General features: G+C 44.2%; 23 protein-coding genes and 2 pseudogenes. 19 read left to right on the top strand and 6 right to left on the bottom strand.

Translation table 11 applies throughout. The features are described 5' to 3' along the window. Positions 1–20: 20 nt before the first annotated feature. Complete coding sequence (locus AC0L6R_RS03605; RefSeq protein ID WP_473269960.1) at positions 21–272, bottom strand: LytTR family transcriptional regulator DNA-binding domain-containing protein; 252 nt, start codon at positions 270–272, stop codon at positions 21–23. Then, complete coding sequence (locus AC0L6R_RS03600) at positions 269–829, bottom strand: hypothetical protein (protein ID WP_473269959.1); 561 nt, start codon at positions 827–829, stop codon at positions 269–271. The genes AC0L6R_RS03605 and AC0L6R_RS03600 overlap by 4 nt, the downstream gene beginning before the upstream one ends. A gap of 403 nt (positions 830–1,232) precedes the next feature. On the opposite strand from AC0L6R_RS03600, the pseudogene AC0L6R_RS03595 reads away from it, so the two are divergent. The 19 genes and pseudogenes from AC0L6R_RS03595 (at position 1,233) to AC0L6R_RS03505 (ending at position 13,797) form a co-directional block, all read left to right on the top strand. Further along, positions 1,233–2,145 (top strand): annotated as a pseudogene (locus AC0L6R_RS03595) (RteC domain-containing protein). A gap of 202 nt (positions 2,146–2,347) precedes the next feature. After that, positions 2,348–2,572, top strand: a complete 225-nt coding sequence (locus AC0L6R_RS03590) for a hypothetical protein (protein ID WP_473269958.1) — start codon at positions 2,348–2,350, stop codon at positions 2,570–2,572. A gap of 67 nt (positions 2,573–2,639) precedes the next feature. Continuing rightward, the gene (locus tag AC0L6R_RS03585; protein WP_473270033.1) at positions 2,640–2,912 is read left to right on the top strand and encodes a DUF4134 domain-containing protein; all 273 of its coding nucleotides are present in this window, start codon (positions 2,640–2,642) and stop codon (positions 2,910–2,912) included. Between the two features lie 53 nt (positions 2,913–2,965). Beyond that, positions 2,966–3,400, top strand: a complete 435-nt coding sequence (locus tag AC0L6R_RS03580; protein ID WP_473269957.1) for a hypothetical protein — start codon at positions 2,966–2,968, stop codon at positions 3,398–3,400. Between the two features lie 83 nt (positions 3,401–3,483). Further along, positions 3,484–3,561, top strand: a pseudogene (locus tag AC0L6R_RS03575) (DUF4133 domain-containing protein); the annotation flags it as partial. Positions 3,562–3,619: 58 nt separating this feature from the next. Further along, positions 3,620–3,802 carry a DUF4133 domain-containing protein gene (locus AC0L6R_RS03570; protein ID WP_473269956.1) on the top strand — a complete coding sequence of 61 codons (183 nt, stop codon included), beginning with the start codon at positions 3,620–3,622 and terminating at the stop codon, positions 3,800–3,802. Positions 3,803–3,804: 2 nt separating this feature from the next. Continuing rightward, positions 3,805–3,954, top strand: coding sequence for a DUF3875 domain-containing protein (locus AC0L6R_RS03565; protein WP_473269955.1), 150 nt, complete (start codon positions 3,805–3,807; stop codon positions 3,952–3,954). Positions 3,955–3,987: 33 nt separating this feature from the next. Then, entirely contained in the window at positions 3,988–4,755 is a 768-nt protein-coding gene (locus tag AC0L6R_RS03560) for a hypothetical protein (RefSeq protein WP_473269954.1), read from the top strand. Beyond that, positions 4,679–6,940 carry a TraG family conjugative transposon ATPase gene (locus tag AC0L6R_RS03555; RefSeq protein ID WP_473270032.1) on the top strand — a complete coding sequence of 754 codons (2,262 nt, stop codon included), beginning with the start codon at positions 4,679–4,681 and terminating at the stop codon, positions 6,938–6,940. The genes AC0L6R_RS03560 and AC0L6R_RS03555 overlap by 77 nt, the downstream gene beginning before the upstream one ends. Continuing rightward, positions 6,930–7,595 (top strand): hypothetical protein, encoded by a 666-nt coding sequence (locus AC0L6R_RS03550; protein WP_473269953.1) that lies wholly within the window; start codon positions 6,930–6,932, stop codon positions 7,593–7,595. Before AC0L6R_RS03555 ends, AC0L6R_RS03550 begins: the two co-directional genes overlap by 11 nt. A gap of 92 nt (positions 7,596–7,687) precedes the next feature. Next, entirely contained in the window at positions 7,688–8,233 is a 546-nt protein-coding gene (locus AC0L6R_RS03545) for a TerB family tellurite resistance protein (protein WP_473269952.1), read from the top strand. Beyond that, positions 8,230–9,294, top strand: coding sequence for a conjugative transposon protein TraJ (traJ, locus tag AC0L6R_RS03540; protein WP_473269951.1), 1,065 nt, complete (start codon positions 8,230–8,232; stop codon positions 9,292–9,294). Before AC0L6R_RS03545 ends, traJ begins: the two co-directional genes overlap by 4 nt. A 155-nt stretch (positions 9,295–9,449) precedes the next feature. After that, a complete protein-coding gene (gene traK, locus AC0L6R_RS03535) occupies positions 9,450–9,917 on the top strand; it encodes a conjugative transposon protein TraK (RefSeq protein WP_473269950.1) in 468 nt (155 codons plus the stop codon). Continuing rightward, the gene (locus tag AC0L6R_RS03530; protein WP_473269949.1) at positions 9,914–10,183 is read left to right on the top strand and encodes a hypothetical protein; all 270 of its coding nucleotides are present in this window, start codon (positions 9,914–9,916) and stop codon (positions 10,181–10,183) included. The genes traK and AC0L6R_RS03530 overlap by 4 nt, the downstream gene beginning before the upstream one ends. An 8-nt stretch (positions 10,184–10,191) precedes the next feature. Continuing rightward, complete coding sequence (locus AC0L6R_RS03525) at positions 10,192–10,806, top strand: hypothetical protein (RefSeq protein ID WP_473269948.1); 615 nt, start codon at positions 10,192–10,194, stop codon at positions 10,804–10,806. Between the two features lie 4 nt (positions 10,807–10,810). Then, the gene (gene traM / locus AC0L6R_RS03520; RefSeq protein WP_473269947.1) at positions 10,811–11,434 is read left to right on the top strand and encodes a conjugative transposon protein TraM; all 624 of its coding nucleotides are present in this window, start codon (positions 10,811–10,813) and stop codon (positions 11,432–11,434) included. 24 nt (positions 11,435–11,458) lie between these two features. Further along, complete coding sequence (locus AC0L6R_RS03515) at positions 11,459–12,295, top strand: DUF4138 domain-containing protein (protein ID WP_473269946.1); 837 nt, start codon at positions 11,459–11,461, stop codon at positions 12,293–12,295. Positions 12,296–12,302: 7 nt separating this feature from the next. Next, complete coding sequence (locus AC0L6R_RS03510; RefSeq protein WP_473269945.1) at positions 12,303–13,028, top strand: hypothetical protein; 726 nt, start codon at positions 12,303–12,305, stop codon at positions 13,026–13,028. Positions 13,029–13,326: 298 nt separating this feature from the next. Continuing rightward, positions 13,327–13,797 carry a JAB domain-containing protein gene (locus AC0L6R_RS03505; protein ID WP_473269944.1) on the top strand — a complete coding sequence of 157 codons (471 nt, stop codon included), beginning with the start codon at positions 13,327–13,329 and terminating at the stop codon, positions 13,795–13,797. Between the two features lie 305 nt (positions 13,798–14,102). Here the strand turns inward: AC0L6R_RS03505 and AC0L6R_RS03500 are convergent, their stop codons facing one another. From AC0L6R_RS03500 to AC0L6R_RS03485, 4 genes are all read right to left on the bottom strand, one after another. Further along, complete coding sequence (locus AC0L6R_RS03500; RefSeq protein WP_473269943.1) at positions 14,103–14,345, bottom strand: hypothetical protein; 243 nt, start codon at positions 14,343–14,345, stop codon at positions 14,103–14,105. After that, a complete protein-coding gene (locus AC0L6R_RS03495) occupies positions 14,332–14,625 on the bottom strand; it encodes a helix-turn-helix domain-containing protein (protein ID WP_473269942.1) in 294 nt (97 codons plus the stop codon). Before AC0L6R_RS03495 ends, AC0L6R_RS03500 begins: the two co-directional genes overlap by 14 nt. Positions 14,626–14,710: 85 nt before the next feature. Next, positions 14,711–14,953, bottom strand: a complete 243-nt coding sequence (locus AC0L6R_RS03490) for a tyrosine-type recombinase/integrase (RefSeq protein ID WP_473269941.1) — start codon at positions 14,951–14,953, stop codon at positions 14,711–14,713. Continuing rightward, entirely contained in the window at positions 14,916–15,641 is a 726-nt protein-coding gene (locus AC0L6R_RS03485; RefSeq protein WP_473269940.1) for a site-specific integrase, read from the bottom strand. The genes AC0L6R_RS03490 and AC0L6R_RS03485 overlap by 38 nt, the downstream gene beginning before the upstream one ends. Between the last annotated feature and the right edge of the window lie 21 nt (positions 15,642–15,662).

Genomic DNA, 15,662 nt, shown 5'->3' with positions numbered 1-15,662 from the left:
GATATTTTCAAATCTGTATTTTACCGCTTGATCCATTCTTTAAACTTTCCTACCCTGCTCTGGCTAACAGTGACCTCTTCTGAGAATGTGGGGGATAGGTGTAAGAGGAGCTTTCCATGGCCGTTTGACCTGAAATGGGTGCAGGCGCGGTAATGGATTATCATCTTACGGTTTATCCTGAAAAAATCACGCCTTGGTAATTTCCGTTCTAGCTCATCCAGTGTCTCATTCAGAAAGTAGGTGTTTTGGCTAGTAGTAACCAAGTAGTTCATTCGGTTTTGATGGTAAATAAACCGTATTTCTTCCAATTGCATGGGAATCGTTTTACTTCCCTGTTGGACAAGCATGAGTTCCATCTCAGTTTTAGTGTGTGTATTGCCTTCCGGATTCTTAGGATTTGGTAATAAAACAGGTAATAGATATTGAACAGGAAGACAGGCAGCATCATTGTAGGTATGGAGCTGTTATACCCTGGGTTATTGGGGGATGAAGTCAGTCCAACATACCACTTATAAACATAAAGTAAGAATAAGTCTATGATTCCAGGAAGTAATACGCCAAGGGCAAATTGAAGCGTAAGCCGGATCATGGGTCTTTCCTTCCAGTCATATCCGTGGTCAAGCCGAACGGTTACCCTATGGACAAACTCAATGAAGAAACAGGCGATTAAAAAGACGGCTAATAACTTGATGTAAAATGAACCATCGGAGAGTGTTTCCAGAAACCGTGCCCCTGTTCCGTACATGGCTACCAGAAAAGCCGCAATTACGCATAGCAGGATGCGAATCATTTGGTCATTGTATCGTACCGGTAGCTTCTTTTTAACCAAAACACAAGTAGTTACAGTCCCAATCCCGGCTCTAAGTGGGGTTCAGGGTTTATCTGGGTCCTTCCGAAACGGAGATTATAGGTACATAAGTTAATAAACTCTTAATTAAGTCAGTGATTTAGGCCTTTATTGAAGCTAATACCCAATGGTTTTTAAGAATTCTTTGCCTTGGTTTTAAGGTTTCTGCTTCGATTTATCCTGTTAAGACCGTTTTTTTTCATTCCTATTTGTAACGGGGTCATCCAGTAAATCACCTGATTCATGTTCTAGGGATAGGTTTTTTTTGAATTTATCTCTGGGAGAAATTAGGTTTGTTCTGTACCTGAATGGGTACTCAGGCCTAATGATTTTCAGCCCGCGGGCAGTTTTAACAGGGGATTACTTCCTATAAAATTGTCAGAACATGATAGCTAATGAACATTTTAACCGGCTTTATTTACGGATGAAGGAGGAGGTAGGGGCTATAGGGTCATCTACCAGCAACCCACTTCGCGCGGCAGAACAATCCTACCGGATAGTCAGCACCTACTGCTGCAGCCAGGTAAAGGCAGCAAAAGCCTTTAATTCTCCTGAATCAGAGGTAGCGTTTTTTAAGAAGATCAGACCGGGCTTTGAGGCTGAGCTCCTATATTTTGGTGAGCTCTATTATATTCTTTCCACCCTGCCAAGAAGAAGGAAGGACAGGATCAGGCATCTTGCTAAGCAGTATGCCCCGATTCGATTATTTTTCCGAAGATATCAGTTGCTATATGAATACTGGAGTCTTGGAAGATCGGATTGTGATATTCAGCTTTTTACCCGGGAAAAAGTGGATGCCCCCCTGCCGATTGTGAGTCCGCTACCGCTTGGGGATAGCCATTGTACCCCTGCTGGAAAAGTTTTTGCCCGATTCCGTGCGTATAGTGAGCTACACGGATTTTTGGATAAGGAGATTAGCCGACTGGAAAACAGGATAGAAAAGGAGAGCTCAAGCGCTTAAATGGACAGCTACTAAAGCAGCATTGGTCGAACTTGCCTATGCGTTGAAAGCTACCGGGGCTGTTAACAACGGCAATGCTTCCATCCGGGATATTGCCACACACCTGGAGCGGGTATTCGGTCAGGATCTTTCCCAGTTCTACCGTACGTTTCAGGAAATCCGTATCCGAAAAAACAGCAGGACTACTTTTCTGGACCGCATGAAGGATAAACTGGAACGTTGGATGGACAATACAGATCTGAACGGCAGGGGGGAAGACTCATTTTTTATCTTTTTTTTTCTCCCACCTTCGGAATTCGGTGTGAACATTTTTTCTGATTCCGGCGCAGGTTTGTAGCAACAAAATTAAATACCTATGCTGGAAAATGTTTCATGGGGAGTCTTTCTTACGCTGCTTGGAATAGTACTCACTTGCTACTATGGGGTTGTAGTAATCCGCTATTTCCGGTCTGACATTTCCGGTTTTCTGGTAAAGGGAAAAAGAGTGGGACAGCTGGGTAACCAGGGTAGGAAAAGGGATGAAAGTCAAACGCTCTTCCATGGATAATCTGTATGCATTGCTGGAGGAATTAGATGCTGAATTCATGGCTAATGTAGGAGGGAAAGGCGAATTGATTCAACTCCTTAGTCAAAAGGTAAGGCACTACGGGTTGACTGATTCTCCTGCGGCACGCAAAATCCTAATTAACCACCTGCTGCTTGCGGGCAAAAATGGACAGATAGATTTTGAGGAACAAGAGGTCTTTGTCCTGTTCAACGCCTAACCAGACTGATCATTCAAACCAACTAAACTCACATACTATGAAAAGGATTACGAAATGGATTAGTGTTATGTACTTCTTGTTACTCGCAGGCGTGGTGAAAGGCCAAGACGGAAATGCGGGCATCAACGAGGCCACCCAGCAAGTACGTGGATACTTTCAGTCGGGTACAGGATTGATGTATGCCATAGGTGCCATTGTTGGACTCGTTGGGGCTGTTAAGGTGTTCAACAAATGGAATAACGGGGAACCGGATACCGGAAAAGTCGCTGCCGCCTGGTTTGGTTCCTGTGTGTTTCTGGTCGTGGTTGCCACGGTGCTTCAGAGTTTCTTTGGTGTCTGAAACTATGCTGGATATGGACCTGCTCAAACAGCGAAAAAAGGGGATACTTCCTCTTGGAAATTGACATTGCAGGACGCGTATATTCGGTTGATTTGCGGCTCAATGAACTACGGAATGTGGAGTTGCCCAACAAAAAACTTTCACTCGATGAAATGGTGACGGCTCCAAACGGAAGACATTACCTGTTCTTCTATGACCGTGAAAGCCGGTCCATTCTGCATGCTTTTTCGGACATGGTAAGCTTACCGAAGAATGCTGTCTTGGTGGAAATCCCGGATGAACTGGGGCTGGACCCGGTAGGGATGGCCAGAAAGTACGGACTGAGTGATGAGTACTTCCTCAAGATGCATCCCTATGAAAAAGCGGGTAAGGCTACACTTACTTCATTGGATAAATCAGGACTGCCGGAGTTTGTTGTGGCTAATCAAAAACAACTTCAACAAGGCCTCCAAGATCCGCAGAAAATAACCTTCCGCAAATCCCCATAGCTGCCTGTAGAGCACTGGCGTTACGCTTGAGCACATTACGGTTACCAACTCTATCTTATTCTGAACCTTAGTAAAGCTATAGCATGATCAAATACCCTGTCAATAGAGGAATCAACAAGCCCATGGAGTTTAAGGGACTCAAAGCACAGTACATCGGATACCTGGCAGCAGGACTGGGACTTACACTGATTGCTTTTGCAATCGGGTATATCATAGGGGATGTCCATGTATCTGTGCCTTGGGGTGGCCGTAGTGCTGGCAACAGCAGATTTTGTACTGGTGTATCACCTGAGTGCTACCTATGGGGAGCATGGTCTGATGAAGAAAATGGCCCAAAATCAGGTGCCAGCCAGTGTGGTCATCCGAAGTAGAAAAATCTTTTATAACCTGATCAAGCGCTGAGCATGGATGTAGATAATTTATTTCCAATCTACAAAGTGGAGCATAACCTGATTCTTTCCCGGGTTGGGGACATGACAGCAGGCTTTGAGGTTGGCCTGCCTGAATTGTTTTCATTGAGTTCCGCAGCATTCGAAGGATTACATCATGCCTGAAATAAGGCTGTTGGGATACTGCACGGCAATACCGTGCTGCATAAGCAGGATTGGTTTACAGATGGCGCATATCAGGGAAAGTTTGAACGACAGGATCATTCCTTCCATTCCCTTTCCAGTGAGCGCTTCTTTGCGGAACGGCCGCATCTTAACCACCGCTGTTTACTGTTTATCACCAAAAGACCCAGGGGAAATAAGCTAGGGAATTCGGCTGTTTCCAATCTGCTGAGAAAAACTCTTGTTCCGATAGAACTGCTGGAAGGCAATGTACTGGAGGAGTTTCAGAATATACTTGGTCAGTTTGTCCAGATTCTTGGCGACGCCGGAATTGTGTTGGAGCGGTTGAAAGGGGAACAACTGGCAGGAACCCCGTTAAAGCCAGGTGTTTTGGAGGAATACCTGAATCTTGGCGAGGTGGATATGCTTCAGGATATTCAATTCAAGCCGGAGTGGAAAATAGGAAGCAAGCATGTTCAGCTCTATAGTCTGGGAGAGGTGGATAATCTGCCTTCCACGGTCAGTCCCCATAGAAGATATGAACCTTACGGGACCGATCAGACAGAATTTCCAATCGGGTTTTCCACGCCTGTTTGTGCCTTGCTACCCTGTAATCATATCTATAACCAGTTTCTGTTTATTGAGGATTCCCAAAAGAAGTTGAAAGAGCTGGAATCCAAGCGGCAACGACTGGCGTCTCTGGCTACACTATTCCAGGGAGGATGCTATTGCGCGGGATGCTATTGCGGAGTTTCTAAACGAGGCTATATCTACAGGGAGAAAGGCGGTAAAGGCACATTTTAATGTAATGTGCTGGACGGATAGTGCCCAAGAGGTGGCGATGCTTCGAAACCTAGCAGCGGGTGCGCTGGCCAAAATGAATGTGGTGCCCAAACAGGAAACCGTGGGGGCACCACAGATTTTCTGGGCAGGCCTTCCTGGAAATGAAGCTGCTTTTCCGGTGAATGAAACCTTCGATACCTTTATTGCGCAGGCGACCTGCTTTTTCAATCTGGAAACCCACTACCGGACTTCCCGAAGTCCTGTTGGAATTCGGCTGGGAGACCGAATTACAGGGTATCCTGTCCATGTGGATATTTCCGATGAGCCAATGAAGCAGGGGCTGATCACCAACCGGAACAAATTTGTTTTGGGGCCATCTGGATCGGGAAAATCCTTTCTCACCAATCACCTGATGCGCTCTTACTATGAACAGGGTACACATGTGGTATTGGTGGATGTGGGGCATTCCTACCAGGGTTTATGCGAGTTGGTAGGAGGGTATTATTTTACCTATGAACACGATAATCCCATTCGATTTAACCCCTTTCACGTGGAGGGAAGAAAAAGGCCGGAAACCGAAAAAAAGGAAAGTCTGAAAACCCTGCTCATTGCGTTGTGGAAAAAAGAGGATGAGGTATTCAGGCGCTCAGAGTATGTGGCAATTTCCAATGCGGTGGCCGGTTATTTTGGGCTCTTGGAAAAGAACCCGGAGATCTTTCCCTGCTTCGATACCTTTTATGACTTTCTGAAGGATGAATTTAGGGAGGTTTTAAAGCGGGATGAGGTCAGGGAGCATGACTTCGATGTGGACAATTTTATGTATGTGCTGCGCCCCTATTACCGGGGAGGGGAATTTGATTACCTGCTGAATGCACGGGAAAATCTTGATTTACTGCACCAGCGGTTCATTGTTTTTGAATTGGATAACATCAAGGATCATCCCATTTTGTTTCCGGTGGTGACCCTGATGATCATGGAAATATTTATTTCCAAAATGCGCAAGCTCAAGGGGGTCAGAAAGATAATCCTGATTGAGGAGGCCTGGAAGGCCATCGCAAAGGAAGGAATGGCAGAGTACATCAAGTACCTGTTCAAGACGGTCAGGAAATTCTTTGGGGAAGCAATTGTGGTGACCCAGGAAGTGGAAGACATCATCTCCAGCCCGATCATCAAACATGCGATCATCAACAATGCCGATGTCAAGATCCTGCTGGATCAGAGCAAGTACCAAAACAAGTTTAAAGACATTCAGGAGTTGTTGGGTTTGACCGATCAGGAGAAGGCAATTATTCTATCGATGAATAAAGCCAAAGATCCTGAAAGGAATTACAAGGAAGTATATATCAGCATCTATAAAAAGGTGTACCGGGTGGAAGTGAGCCTGGAAGAATACCTCACTTATACGACCGAGGAGCGAGAGAAAATGAAGGTTGAACAATACACGCTTAAATACGGCAATCGGAAAAAGGCCATTCAGATCCTGGCTGAAGAAACTCAAAACCCAACAATCATGAAACTAAGAAAACGCCTTCTGTTAGTGGTACTGCCGCTGGTCATCAGTTTGACTGCATTGCCTGTCCAGCATGCTGCTGCCGTTCCCATTGCTGTGATTTTGGAAGTAATAAAGGCTGGGGTGAAAAAGGTCATCCAGGCAATTGATCTGAAAATCCAGCGATTGCAGAACCAGACCATCTGGCTTCAGAATGCACAGAAGGTTTTGGAAAATAAACTTAGCAAGCTCAAGCTTAAGGAAATTTCTGAATGGAATGAAAGCCAGCGAAAGCAATATGATGAGCTTTTTGAGGAACTCTGGAAAGTCAAGCGAATCATCGCACAGTTTCAGCGGGTTCGGGATATTGCCGAAATGCAAAAGCAACTGGTCAGGGAATATCAAACTACCTGGGGGCTGATCAACAATTCCCCTGCTTTGGTATGGGAAGAAAAGCAGGTGATCTCTGGGGTTTATCAACAAATCCTGGAGGAGTCTATACAGAACCTCAGCCACCTGACCGGGGTGATGACTTCATTTACCGCCCAGATGAATGATGCAGACCGATTGGCTTCCCTTCATTTAGCGGAGGACAGAATCCGCAAAAATCTGGTGGATTTAAGATCGGTTAATTCAAGGAATATGCGCCTGATTCGTTCCCGTGAATTACTGCCGCTCAACAACCTAAAACAGAACTATGATTTGGATGGAAAATAATTATTCCTGGAGAGTAAGCAGGGTGATTCTCCTGCTGGTTATGGTGTGTTCTGGAACTTGTGTAAAGTCCCAGGCCCTGGAGGAGTGGACCAAACAGAAAAAGCTGCAGACCAGCTACAAACTCAATCAGATAGCTGCACTGTCTGCCTACCTGGAGGTGGCGAAAAAAGGATATGAAATAGCCAAGGTAGGATGGAGTATGGTCGGAGACATCCAGGACGGTGAATTCTCACTTCACACTGATTACTTCGGATCCCTGAAACCTGTCCATCCTGTAGTCCGGGATTACCCGATTGCGCGGCAAATACTAAAAGTGTATACACAGATCAACAGGGAGTTGGATTGGATGAATACCTATTTGATTGATCAAACGATGCTGGAAGAGGGGGAGATACTGGCTGTCAATAAATTCAACAGGGAAATTAAAGAGCAGTCGGGGTTTGTCGTGAGTGAACTTAATGATTTGCTGACTTCGGATCACTATGAAATGGATGATGGAGAGCGGCTGGCTGCGATGGATGGAATGTACGTCGGGATTCAACAGCTTTTTTTAGGTTTGAAAGCTTACAACGGGCAAATCCGGTTACTGGAAATGCACAGAAAACGAAAAGAAACCCAACACCAACAGCTTAACCGGTTCTATGATGTCAGGTAAAATCGAACAACTCATTTGGTGCGGTATGCTACTGCTTGGGTTGTCTGCAACCCACGCTTGGGAGAAGCCAGACCCATGAGGCTACTCAGCTTATGCTGAATTACGAAAAGTTGATGCAGATGAAAGAAATCCTAGACCAAATGCATAAAGGGTATGTAGTTCTTGATCAGGGGTATGCTAGGGTAAAGAGTATAGCCGAAGGGAATTTCAAGCTCCACGAAGCATTTTTAAATGAACTCCTTAAGGTGAGTCCTGAGGTTAGAAAGTACTACCGTGTAGCAGAAATCATTCAATACCAACAGCGGATTTTGCGTGAATATAAATCCACCTATAAGGAGGTTAGCAAGGGGGATTCCTTTTCTGCAGCGGAGCTCGCATTTCTGGCGGGAATGTATGAAGGGCTGTTTAAAGCCTCCCTTCGTAGCCTCGATGAGCTGGTACTGATTCTCACCGCAGGGGAGCTGCGCATGTCAGACTTCGAACGTTTGGAAGCCATTGATCGCCTGCATGTAGAAATGTCTGGTCTGTTGGTCTCTCTGCGGGATATAAACACAGAGATTAAATCACTTGGGATTCAACGAAATAGAAAGAGAAATGAACGCAAGTCAATTTTGGGATTAAACGGGAAAAATCCATGAAATCGAGCTTGACTGAGGCAAGTATTTCAGTAATGACACACAGCAGGGTGGACTTTAAAAAGACAAATTATATACACATGAATAAACAAGCCTTTTTGCTAGTGGGAATAGTATTCCTACTTACAGGAACCGCCCATGCGCAGACTATTTCCGGAAGTGTCGAAGGCCTGCATGAGGTATTGGATCAACTCTACGGTGAGATGATTCCGCTGGCCAATGAGCTGATCACGGTGGCTCGGGCGCTGGCAGGATTTGCAGCCATCTGGTATATCAGCTTGCGGGTATGGAGCCATATCGCTCGTTCTGAACCTATTGATATGTATCCATTGCTTCGTCCTTTTGCGATAGGTATTGCAATTATGCTTTTTCCGCAAGTATTGGCGGTGATGAACGGAACCATGAACCCAATCATCCGGGCTACCTCAGAAATGGTAGAAGGAACAAACGAAGCTATCGCTAATCATATCTATGAAATGGAGGCTGAGCAACTTGAGCCATATATCAATCATATCACCGAGAGCGGAGAACAAAAGTACCCTGAAAACCTGAAGGACATGGGCTTTTTTGAGCGGATGGCTAACGAGGTTTTTGTATTTAACCTGAAAGCGATTATCAGTAAGCTGATTTCCGAATTCTTGCAGATGCTGTTTTTTGCAGCGGCACTTTGCATCAATACCATCCGCACCTTTCAGCTGATAGTATTGTCCATCTTAGGTCCGATTGTCTTTGGTCTGTCTGTTTTTGATGGGTTTCAGCATACGATGGCGGCTTGGTTTGCCCGCTACATCAATATTTCCATGTGGCTCCCGGTAGCCAACATCTTCGGGGCCATCATCGCCAAAATTCAACTCAATATGATGGTATTGGACGGTGATTTTACATCATCGATTGGATACCTGGTATTTATGGTCATTGCCATTATCGGTTATATGACAGTGCCCAATGTGGCGGGATTTATTGTACAGCCCGGCGGCCGGGATGGTTTACTCAATAATACCACACGGGCAGCTAAATCCGGTGCGGTGGGTGGTACCACAGTTATTCAACAAGTCATTAAATAAAGGCCTATGTTTCAAAACCTGAAAAATTTGGATACTGCTTTCCAGCATGTAAAATACCTCTCTTTTGCCGCTATACTTGGATCACTCTGCCTGTCAGGATACCTGGGAATGAAAGCAATAGAGGTAACCCAGGAGCACAGGAGCGGATCTATATATTGGCTGAAGGAAAAGCACTGGAAGCTTTTTCGGCTACGAAAAAAGAAAATATACCGGTAGAGGCAAGGGATCACGTTAGGATGTTCCATCATTATTTCTTCTCCCTGAGTCCGGACGAAAACTTCATCAGGGAGCAAGTGTCCAAAAGCTTGTATCTGGCGGATGGCTCTGCCAAGAAAGTCTACGATAACCTGCGAGAAAGGGGCTATTACACAGAAATCGTATCGGCCAATATGAATCAGACCGTCGAGACGGACAGTGTGAGCATCTCGATGGATTCTTATCCTTTTGATTTCAGGTTTTATGGAAAGCAAAAGATTATCCGGCCAACTTCGGTGGTGACCAGAAGTCTGATCACCAAAGGAAGGCTGCGACACATTGACCGGACTGATCAGAATCCCCACGGATTCCTGATAGAAAACTGGGAAACCCTTTCCAACGAAACGATAACGGTGAGTAAACGATGAGAATACTGGGAATAACTGTTTTCGCTGCATTTCAGAAAAGTGCCTTCACCGAAAAATATGCTTCTCTGATTTCCAATAAGATAAACCGACTCCCAGAGCAGGCTAAAAAACAATTGATCCTTGGGTTTATACTGCTTTCCATTGCAGTGCTAGTGGGGAATTTGATTCTGGAAATGCCCTCAGAAAACAGCGCCTCCCTGCGCCTCCCTTCATATGAACCTCCGCTGATTTACTACGACTCATTAAACTATAAACCATATAAGTAATCCATAATATGATGCAGCTAACTGAAAAACAGAAAAAAGAGCGAAAATTCTTACTTGCTCTTCCCATCCTTACCCTGCCATTTCTTTGCCTTGCCTTCTGGGCGATGGGAGGAGGTACTGGTAATGATAATGCTAGGCAAGAACCACAGGAAGGATTGAACATGATGCTACCGGAAGCCCAGTTAGAACCGCTTGTTTTGAATAAACTGGAATCCTATGAACAGGCGGAAAAAAGAGCTTCGCAGGTAATGGAGCAAAGAAGAATGGATCCGTTTGCTGAAAATGCAACAGAGAAGGAGGATTCTTCTCATCCTTTTATTGTACCTATTGGACAGGAAAGCACATTGCAGGAAAAGGAGATCGAGTTGCAGGAAAAATTGTTTACCCTGGAACAATTACTCAGGCAAGCGAATGTGTCGCAGGAATCTAGCGGTCAGGAAATGGTTTCGGTTGACCCCGAAGTTCCGGTGCATGGGAATGCTTCTGCCGATCTCGACCTGCAACGGCTGGAAGCTATGATGGCATCTGTTACAGCCCCTGAAATGGCAGATCCAGAGATGGCTCGGATTGATGCCATGCTGGATAAATTACTGGATGTGCAGGCATCCGCAACGGGTGCATGAGCGCATGTCTCAGACAAATGGACAGGAAAGGAAGGCTGTTTTTGCCGTCAGTCTGGATGAACAAAGTACCCAAGCAGAGCCATCTAAGGAATCTGCCAATAGCGGGAGAGAACGAAATGGGTTCTATTCATTGGAAAGTGATCGGCAGCAATCCTTTGCAGCTATCCGGCCTGCAATATCTGCTCAAGTGACCAAAGACCAGGAAGTTGTGACGGGCGCTTCCATCGAAATGGAACTGACTCAGCCCGTATTCATTGATGGGGTAGAATTTTTATCAGGTACACCTGTAACGGGGGTGTGTACGCTTAACGGGGAACGGCTGAATATTGAGGTACGGCATATTCGTGCTGGCAACCTTATCATTCCTGTCCGTATGGAGGCAGTCGACTTGGATGCACTTCCCGGTATAAAGATTCCAAATGCCATCACCCGTGATGCGGTCAAGCAGGGAGCAGGTGATGGGATACAGTCCATAAATATGATGGGGGTGTCATCGTCCTGGGAGGCGCAGGCTACCAGGGCGGGAATGGAAACGGTCCAGGGTATTTTAAGTAAGAAGGCAAAGCTTATCAAAGTGTCAGTCAAGGCAGGGCACCCGCTACTCCTGACGGATCATTCAGGTAATTGATTATCCACTTATAAAACTAACATCATGAAAAATTTAATGCTATTAATAGCGTTTTCGTTATCTCAAATTTGTTGTGCCCAACTAGTTCAGGAGGCGCAGACAGAAACTTTTCCAATTCAGATTGGATGGGACAAAACCACGGTACTGGTTTTTCCTTACGAAGTGGTCAGTGCAGATTTTGGAAGTCCAGCTGTCCTTTCTGAAAGGGACAAAGCTGCTCCCAACATACTCAAGCTGAAAGCTGGAGTAAGACATTTCGCACCCACGAGTATGTACGTGATAACTACAGAAGGAAAACTGTATCCTTTTACGGTCGGCTTCACAGAACAGCCCGATGCCAGACCTATAGATATTGGAAAACAACAGGAAGTCAACTATGCCAATGCCCTTTTGGAAGGATCGGTTATGAATGCAGCGGATATATCTGCTGTGATTGAGGACATGTTACGCCGGACTCCCGCTAGATTATCATGGGGTAAAAAAAAGGGAATGATCCGGTTGGGACTGGGAGAAATAGTTGAAAAAGATGGGTTGTTGTTTTTTCAACTTGCCTTAGAAAACGAAAGTTGGGTGGACTTCCTGGCAAAAAAATGGCGATTTACTGTTCAGGACAAAAAGCAAGCGAAGCGAACCGCAATCAGAGAAATAATCATGGAACCAATTTCATTCAGTCCTTTTCAAGGCGTTGAAGGAAAGTCCGCGGGGGTGGCTGTTTTTGTATTTTCCCGATTTACGATCTCTGATTCAAAGGAGTTCTCCATACAGGTTTTTGAAACCAACGGAGACCGTAATCCGGTCGTGACGCTCTCAGGGAAGAAACTGCTTAACGTAAATCCCATTTTACTTTCAAACCAAAAATAATCCAATCATGACGATAAAAGAAAATATACAGGAACTGCAGGACCGGCTTAAGTATTCAGGATTCGGAGAGACACTGAACAATGAACTGGAAAAACAGATCAAAGCCAAGAAAAGCAATTTTGAACTGAATCTGACCAAGGATATTGGAGATAAAAAACTCGGGTTCGGATTACATTTTAGAAAGTCAGATGATGGCAGGTATTATTATAATGGCTTTGATGCCAAATTGAGTACACCAGAAGGGAAAGAAAAATCCCAACGATTTTACCAAAATCAGGGAATTTCAGCCAAAGAGGCCTTGAACCTGTTGGAAGGAAGGGCAGTTTTCAAAAGTATGTTTAACAAGGAAGGGGAACGATACAATGCCTGGCTTCAGTTGGATTTGAGGAATAAGGAGGAAAAGGGACAGCATCCGGTAACCCAATACCACCAGAATTATGGGTTTAAACTGGAGGATGCGGTAAAGGAGCTCCCTTTAAATAACATGGGGTCACCGGAACAGCTTGACCTGTTACTTTACAGCCTGAAAAAAGGAAACCGTCACGAGGTTGACATAATAGGGAATGATTCGAGGTTTCTGCTGGAGGCCAATCCCAAATATAAAACACTGAACGTCTATGATGTAGAGGGAAAACGGATCAAATCCAGTCTCTTGAAAGAAGCGCAGGGCCAGGTAAAGGGGAAAACAAACAGAATTCCGAGTCTAAGTCTAAACAGAGATCAAAAGGAGTGAAGGTGTAAGGTTGTAAGAATTTAAGTGTTGGTGAAGTTTTACTTTAAAACCCGGTTATAAGCCGGGTTTTTTTATGTTTTGCTTTTTTTGAGATTTCATGCATAACTGAGCTTAAGAGGAGGGAAGTTTCGGTTTTTATTATTTCGGTACAAAGTTAGGCGTCCCGCTCGGGGCGATCAGCAGACTACGGCATAAAGCCGCTTGCTGCGCTGCGCTATTTATTCCGTTTCCTGCTTCCTTGCTCCCGGTTCACCTGTGTATTGCATCCTAAATAATTTCAAACTTAAACGTAGTTATCATGGAAGCTGTAAATCAAATTATCAATCTCAATGAAGTGGCAGAAATTACACTGGGCTATTCCCCAAAAGTAAAATCATCCCAACGACCAAAAGTAGGATGTTCCAGACAGGTGTATGAAGTCTTGTATAAGTTTTGGGATAAGAACACCCTAGAATTGGCGGAACATTTTCAGGTGATGTTATTGAACAGGGCAAACCGCGTGCTAGGAATATGTACGATTTCAAAAGGTGGAACTGCCGGTACAGTGGTTGATGCAAAGCTGGTTTTTGGAGCAGCGCTAAAGGGAGCCGCACAGTCGGTAATAATTTCACATAATCATCCATCTGGTAACCTGATGCCTTCAGAACAGGATAAACGATTGACAGCTAATCTAGTGAAAATTGGAAAGGCTTTAGATCTGCCAATTCTAGACCATTTAATCGTCACGGCAGACGGATATTATTCCTTTGCGGATGAAGGGGAGCTTTAAGCTTCCTTTTTTTATGTGACTAATTAAGCTTCCAACTTCTGATTTTAAAAATTAATCCAAAGTTGACTGCCTTTGAATCTATAACCTATACCGGATTTACGGTTTATTTTTTTGTTGAAATAGTAGGGTTGCTTTATTATTTGAATATCCGCAAAGATGGCAGTCAACTTAGATTCTCTGCTTATCTGGTCAGATGATCGAAGACCTCACTGGCGGGACAGGATGAAGCGACCTCAATGCTAAAATTTAACATATCGTTTTTGCCTTTTGACTCCTGCTGGCGCAAATTCGATATACATATTTACTTAAATCACCTTCTTTAAATCCCAAATCCATTGGTCAAGGATATGCTTCCAGTTTTTTATCGGAACCCCTGTTTTAGTTTGCCAACCATTTTCCTGGAAATGAGTAAAAAATGCAATGGCATCTTTTTCTGGAATATCCTGTTGGGCACACATGATTTTAACATATTCAAGGAGAGGAGGGACTTCAGTCCCATATCCCAAGTTTGACTTATCTTCCATGTCGGCATTCCTATATTCCATCATGGGGAAATTTATTGACTCGCTTATTATTTTCAAATAGCTTTACTATATCCTCATGATCGTAGTAAATCACTCCTCCGATCTTGGTGAATGGCATAGTACCGTTCACCCGCAGGTGCTGAAGGGTTCCAGGGGAAATATCCAAAAGTTTTCTGACCTCATGGGATTTCAGCCATTTCTTGGTTGGTTGCCCGTTTAGGTTTGAAAGCATTTTTTTTAAGTCTGCCTTCAGTTCAGTCCCAAATTTCTCCAAGTCATTTAATGTGATGATTTCTGTTGGCATGTAATTTTGATTTTGGTTTTGAATTCGCAAAATCAGGCTAATATCCAACAGAAAGTCACATCACCACCCGAAGGTGGTGATGTGATTATTTTGGTTTACCCAGTTTCCTTTTGAGTTTTTTCATATCATCACTTACTTTTTTCTCCAACACCTTAGCGTAAATCTGTGTAGTTCTAATACTTGCATGCCCGAGCATTTTACTTACTGTCTCAATCGGAACACCATTAGACAGCGTGACAGTGGTTGCAAAGGTGTGTCTTGCCAAATGAAAAGTCAGGTTTTTTTTAACCCTACATATGAGTGCAATTTCCTTGAGGTAAGCATTCAACTTTTGATTGGATATGAGGGGAAAAATCTTTCCTTTGGAATAGGGCCTGTCTTTGTCGCTGGTAGAGCTTGATAATATCCAAAGCTTTAGGTAAAAGGGGAACTTTGGACTTTTGTTGGGATTTTTGCCTGCTTATGGATATCCAATACTCTCCGTCCATGCCTAATACTATGTCATCATGCATCAGGTTCATGGTATCTATGTAGCTCAGTCCGGTGTAACAGCTAAAAACAAACAAATCCCTGATATATTGTAATCGCTGGATATCAAATTGCTTTTCCTCTATTCTGCTGAGTTCAGTAGGATTGAGGCAGGTTCTTTCTACTTTTTGGTATCGGAAACTGAATTTTGCAAAGGGATCCTTTACCATCCATTCCATGCGCAAGGCTAAGTTGATTACTTTTCTAAACCTTTCCAGATGCTTCATGATGCCGTTATTTCCAAGCGGCTTATGATGATCCTGAGGCTTGTAGTTTATAAGGTATAGCTCAAATTCATTCAAGAACCGGTAATTGATGTCCTGAAGGAAATAGTCCTCTGTTCCATACTGTTCTTTGGAAAAGGCCATCACGTATTTTTGTGTAGTGAAGTAATTTTTAAGGGTGCCCCATGCTAAAACATTTCTATACTTCTCATTGTGGTATTCAAAGAGCATGGAAATGGTATGTTCTTTAGCATGGGTTCCCAAGAGTTCATGCTTGATAGCATC

It is taken from the genome of Algoriphagus sp. 10J20-15, assembly GCF_055809615.1.
Note: the sequence above shows the minus strand (reverse complement) of the source record. Positions and strands in the feature narration are given on the sequence as shown.

What these genes read in the sequence shown, in the direction of transcription:
- AC0L6R_RS03605 (WP_473269960.1), bottom strand. Translation starts at nt 272, where the DNA reads ATGAACTACTTGGTTACTACTAGCCAAAACACCTACTTTCTGAATGAG.
- AC0L6R_RS03590 (WP_473269958.1), top strand. Translation starts at nt 2,348, where the DNA reads ATGGATAATCTGTATGCATTGCTGGAGGAATTAGATGCTGAATTCATG.
- AC0L6R_RS03585 (WP_473270033.1), top strand. Translation starts at nt 2,640, where the DNA reads ATGTACTTCTTGTTACTCGCAGGCGTGGTGAAAGGCCAAGACGGAAAT.
- AC0L6R_RS03570 (WP_473269956.1), top strand. Translation starts at nt 3,620, where the DNA reads ATGTCCATGTATCTGTGCCTTGGGGTGGCCGTAGTGCTGGCAACAGCA.
- AC0L6R_RS03565 (WP_473269955.1), top strand. Translation starts at nt 3,805, where the DNA reads ATGGATGTAGATAATTTATTTCCAATCTACAAAGTGGAGCATAACCTG.
- AC0L6R_RS03550 (WP_473269953.1), top strand. Translation starts at nt 6,930, where the DNA reads ATGGAAAATAATTATTCCTGGAGAGTAAGCAGGGTGATTCTCCTGCTG.
- AC0L6R_RS03545 (WP_473269952.1), top strand. Translation starts at nt 7,688, where the DNA reads ATGCTGAATTACGAAAAGTTGATGCAGATGAAAGAAATCCTAGACCAA.
- traJ (WP_473269951.1), top strand. Translation starts at nt 8,230, where the DNA reads ATGAAATCGAGCTTGACTGAGGCAAGTATTTCAGTAATGACACACAGC.
- AC0L6R_RS03530 (WP_473269949.1), top strand. Translation starts at nt 9,914, where the DNA reads ATGAGAATACTGGGAATAACTGTTTTCGCTGCATTTCAGAAAAGTGCC.
- AC0L6R_RS03525 (WP_473269948.1), top strand. Translation starts at nt 10,192, where the DNA reads ATGATGCAGCTAACTGAAAAACAGAAAAAAGAGCGAAAATTCTTACTT.
- traM (WP_473269947.1), top strand. Translation starts at nt 10,811, where the DNA reads ATGTCTCAGACAAATGGACAGGAAAGGAAGGCTGTTTTTGCCGTCAGT.
- AC0L6R_RS03515 (WP_473269946.1), top strand. Translation starts at nt 11,459, where the DNA reads ATGAAAAATTTAATGCTATTAATAGCGTTTTCGTTATCTCAAATTTGT.
- AC0L6R_RS03510 (WP_473269945.1), top strand. Translation starts at nt 12,303, where the DNA reads ATGACGATAAAAGAAAATATACAGGAACTGCAGGACCGGCTTAAGTAT.
- AC0L6R_RS03505 (WP_473269944.1), top strand. Translation starts at nt 13,327, where the DNA reads ATGGAAGCTGTAAATCAAATTATCAATCTCAATGAAGTGGCAGAAATT.
- AC0L6R_RS03500 (WP_473269943.1), bottom strand. Translation starts at nt 14,345, where the DNA reads ATGATGGAATATAGGAATGCCGACATGGAAGATAAGTCAAACTTGGGA.
- AC0L6R_RS03495 (WP_473269942.1), bottom strand. Translation starts at nt 14,625, where the DNA reads ATGCCAACAGAAATCATCACATTAAATGACTTGGAGAAATTTGGGACT.